Here is a 4109-nt window from a genome sequence, read left to right as displayed (position 1 = left end):
TACATTATCAAAACCATTTATAGCTTTTTCATATGATTTGTTTATCACTACATCTTTTTTGAAATCTTTTAAATCATCTAAAAGTGCGAATATTAATGCTTCTGCTTCTGAAATTATGCATTTATCTTTTTCGCCTGAAGCAGTGAAATATTCGAATACCAAAATTGAATCATTTTCTTTTGTCATAAGTAATCATCATTCCTTTTAAGTTTAGTTCATCGGCTGGAAATCTCATTTTATCCCCATCAAAGACCATGTGGACTAGTGCATCTTCAGCCTGTTCAAATTCACTTACAGTAATATCATTATCAATTTGTGCCATTTTTCTTGTAAATGAATCCATTATGTCTTCCGGAGCAGTGATGTTTAAAATGCCTTCTTTATAGTACTGTTCGATTGCATCGACAGTTTTTACCGCAGCATCACCCTGACCATAGGGGTTTATGGCACTTTTCATTTTTTCTGCAAATTCTTTATCATTTAAAATTTTATTTGCATTTTCCAAAATAGCTTCCTTGTTGGCACCCACCAATATGTTTCCTCCGGCCGTTACAGTTTCCGGCCTTTCAGTATTGTATCTTAATGTTAATGCAGGAACATCAAGAGTTATTGCTTCTTCTTGAAGACCTCCAGAGTCTGTTAATATCAATGTTGATTTTGAGGTTAAAAGCAAGAAATCCAAATAGCCGATAGGTTTTACAATGTGAACATGGTCCAAATTATTTAGCTCATCAAACAGACCAAAATTTTCAAGCGTGTGCTTGGTTCTTGGATGAATCGGAAAAACAATGTTCATGTCCTTTAATTCCTTCAGGGCATCAATGATATTTTTCACTCTGTCCTTAACATCTACGTTTTCTGCCCTGTGCATTGTAAGCGTTAGAATATTATCCATATTGTCAATATCCAATTCTTTAAGAGATTCTTCTTCAAATCCTCTTTTTTTAGCTATTTCCAAGTGCCTAAAGCAAGCATCGACAACAGTATTTCCTGTGATGAATAAGTTTTCTCTTGAAAATCCTTCAGCCAGAAGATTTATTGCAGATTCTTCTGTAGGAATATAATACATTATAGAACAAACATCAGCAACTCTCCTGTTTATCTCTTCAGGCATTGTTAAATCAAATGACCTGAGTCCCGCTTCAACGTGACCTACCGCAATGTGCAATTTTGCACAGACCAGTGCTCCTGCAAGCACTGCATTAGTGTCTCCCTGAACTAGGACAATATCAGGTTTTTCTTCCATCAGTATTTTTTCAATACCTTCCATCATGAGTCCTGTTTGTTTTCCATGAGTGCCTGATCCGACCTGAATATTATAATCTGGAGCAGGAATTTCCAAATCCCTAAAGAAGTTATCAGACATTTCCTTATCATAATGCTGACCTGTATGTAAAACAATTTGATTAATGTTTCTTTTAGCTATTTCAGCAATGATAGGAGCCATCTTAATAATTTCCGGCCGGGTACCTAAAATTGTTGCTATTTTCATGAATAATCCCTCAATTAATATATTTAATTAAATGATTTAAATAATTTTAAAAAATGATTAAAAAATTAGTCAGCAAAAAAATTACCCGGAATAAAATGAACCTATAACAATGCCGAAAGCGGTACAAACAACAAGTATTGCCACATTAAGGAGATACGCCTCAACGATAGCCGGCCATGAAAAATCTTCATTATTTTTTTTCCTGGAATAGAGTGAATCGATTATCGGAGGTATTGTCATTATTGCGGCAATTACAATAATAAACGGAATTGCATCAAACCATAAATATGCAGTGTTGTGGTTTATGGCCAAATAAATTCCTAAAACAAAACCAATGATTATAGTTATGATGGAAACTTTATCAAAAATGTAATATACCCTTGACATTGATACACCTTACGTATTTATTTGTATTTTAAATATATTAATGTTAATGCAAATCAGACAAACTTCTTATCATCGATTCACGGATTGCGTATCTTTTTTGAAGATTGTCCAGAGATGCGACCAGAACACGCCTGAACCTCTCGCAGGCATAATCGTCATATGTAAACTTGATGCCGTCATACTGTATATCCATCAAAATAAGATAATCCGGCTCTGTGACTTTAATGTATGCTCTTGGTTCATCTTCAGCAGGATTCAATAGTCTTTCCACCTCATCCAAATCCATCTTTCCAATAGCTACATCAATAAACACCCTCATCATCTTTCGAACCATGTTCCACAAGAATGACTCTCCATATATGTCAACGAAAATCGGAGATATTGTATCATGGAGATTAGGGAATTCCTTTTTGTGATAGTCATCCAAATCCACCTTACTGATTTTAATATCATCAATTGTTCTTGTGGTTGTTTTTTGAAAGCGTTTTGTGAAATTTGTAAAGTTGTGGGTTCCCTTGAATATTTCAGCACATTCCCGGAGCTTGTCAATGTCCAAATCATCAAAAAGCATATACCTGTATTGTCTCATTTGAGCATATCTTGGCTTGAAAGCATACCTTACAGGAGCGCTTGCAAGAATCTGAATATCATCTGGCAAGGAATTGTTAATTTCATTGACCCTTACTTCTTTTTCAGACTGAAAACTGATTACATTACCCAAACTGTGAACTCCCGCATCAGTTCGGCCTGCAATCCTGAATCTGGACTTTTTCAAATCATCAATATAATCTAGTTTACGTAAATGATAAATCAGCTCCTCCTCAACTGTCCTTAAATCTGGCTGCCTTTGAAAACCATGGAAATTAGTTCCTATATATCCGATTTTAAGTGCTGTTCGCTTCATCAAATATACTATATAATTTCAATATAAAATAAGTTTTTAGGAAAAATCAGCGAAAATTAATAGAAAATAAAATAGCTAAAAAACAGCTATTTATATGTTAAAAATAAATATTTTTACAAATTTTTAATCATATGAGTGGTTTCGTCATAGTCGTCTTCTTCAAGAGTTGTCTCATAGCCCATTGATTTCCAAAAAGGAATTGCAGCTTCAAGATACCTATGGCTATGCAAATATATTCTGTCATAACCCTCAATTCTGGCAAAATCTTCCATTAGTTCCACAAGAATTCTTGCAAGACCATTACGCCTATACTCTTTATCCACCATCAATCTCCATAGGCTTGCAGTATCATCCTTTGAGTAAATGCCTTTAAAAAACTCATAATCTTTATCATAAGGTCGGATAGCTGCTGTTGCTACTATTTTTTCATCATCAATAGCAACAAAGAAATTGCTTTTATCCGGTGAAATATAGTAATCTCTTAAATCAAAAATATCATAGTGAAATTTTGGAGTTGGGCCAATATGATATTCTTTGTCAATTTGATTAAACAAAAAGTCTTTTGCGGCGTTAATTTCCAAATCATTATCTTTAATTTCTCTAACGTTAATGTTCATAATATCCCTAAATTTTAAAAATAAAAATAAAAAGAGAAATATGAGATATTTCTCTTATTCCTGTGCTGTTTCAGGATTGAGTAATTTTTCAACATTTTCCCCGATTAAATCAAATAACAATACAACAAGCAATAAAGATACACCTGGGTAAAATGCTAACCACCAATATCCTGAAGATAAATAGTGCATGGATTCTGACAATATCACACCAATTGCCGGTTCATGAGGAGGTAATCCAAATCCTAAAAATGTAATTGCCGCTTCGTGCATGATTGCATGAGGGAACATTAAGATTACACCGACAATAATCTGAGATACGATTAAAGGCAATATGTGTTTAATTGCAATCCATACTTTGGATTTTCCAAGATTTTCGGCCAAATGAATATATTCTTTAGTTCTAATCTCTTTTACTTCAGACCTTAAAACCCTTGCAAGAGGTGTCCAGTGAGTTAAACCCACACCCATGATAACACCATAAACTCCACCACCAAACATGATAGAAACAAGAATGATTAAGAGAATATGAGGAATTGAACCGAATAAATCAATTATTCCAGCGACAAATTCATCAGCAAATCTGTTGAAACTTGAAAATAATCCTAAGATTATGGAAATACAGGTACTTACTGCAGATGCGAAAAAACCTACCATAATACTTAATCCAAGTCCTGCAATTGTTCGCTGAAACATGTCTCTTCCCATCCAA

At 34.0% G+C, this 4109-nt stretch carries 5 protein-coding genes and 1 pseudogene; all 6 read right to left on the bottom strand.

Annotated features, from left to right (window positions below):
• Window positions 1-186, bottom strand: a pseudogene (locus ACJMLH_RS00485) (carboxylate--amine ligase); the annotation flags it as partial.
• Entirely contained in the window at window positions 170-1492 is a 1323-nt protein-coding gene (wecB, locus tag ACJMLH_RS00480; RefSeq protein ID WP_405274003.1) for a non-hydrolyzing UDP-N-acetylglucosamine 2-epimerase, read from the bottom strand. The pseudogene ACJMLH_RS00485 and the gene wecB, both read right to left, overlap by 17 nt.
• An 81-nt stretch (window positions 1493-1573) precedes the next feature.
• Window positions 1574-1879 (bottom strand): hypothetical protein, encoded by a 306-nt coding sequence (locus ACJMLH_RS00475; protein WP_405274002.1) that lies wholly within the window; start codon window positions 1877-1879, stop codon window positions 1574-1576.
• A 43-nt stretch (window positions 1880-1922) separates the two neighbouring features.
• On the bottom strand, window positions 1923-2783 hold the full coding sequence (gene truA / locus ACJMLH_RS00470; RefSeq protein WP_405274001.1) for a tRNA pseudouridine(38-40) synthase TruA: 861 nt from the start codon (window positions 2781-2783) through the stop codon (window positions 1923-1925).
• 113 nt (window positions 2784-2896) lie between these two features.
• Entirely contained in the window at window positions 2897-3400 is a 504-nt protein-coding gene (locus ACJMLH_RS00465) for a GNAT family N-acetyltransferase (RefSeq protein ID WP_405274000.1), read from the bottom strand.
• Window positions 3401-3454: 54 nt separating this feature from the next.
• On the bottom strand, window positions 3455-4109 hold a 655-nt coding region (locus ACJMLH_RS00460; RefSeq protein WP_405273999.1), incomplete at its 5' end, for an ABC transporter permease.

The sequence above is a fragment of the Methanobrevibacter sp. genome (assembly GCF_045116495.1).
In the GTDB taxonomy this organism is placed as follows: Archaea; Methanobacteriota; Methanobacteria; order Methanobacteriales; family Methanobacteriaceae; genus Methanocatella.
Note: the sequence above shows the minus strand (reverse complement) of the source record. Positions and strands in the feature narration are given on the sequence as shown.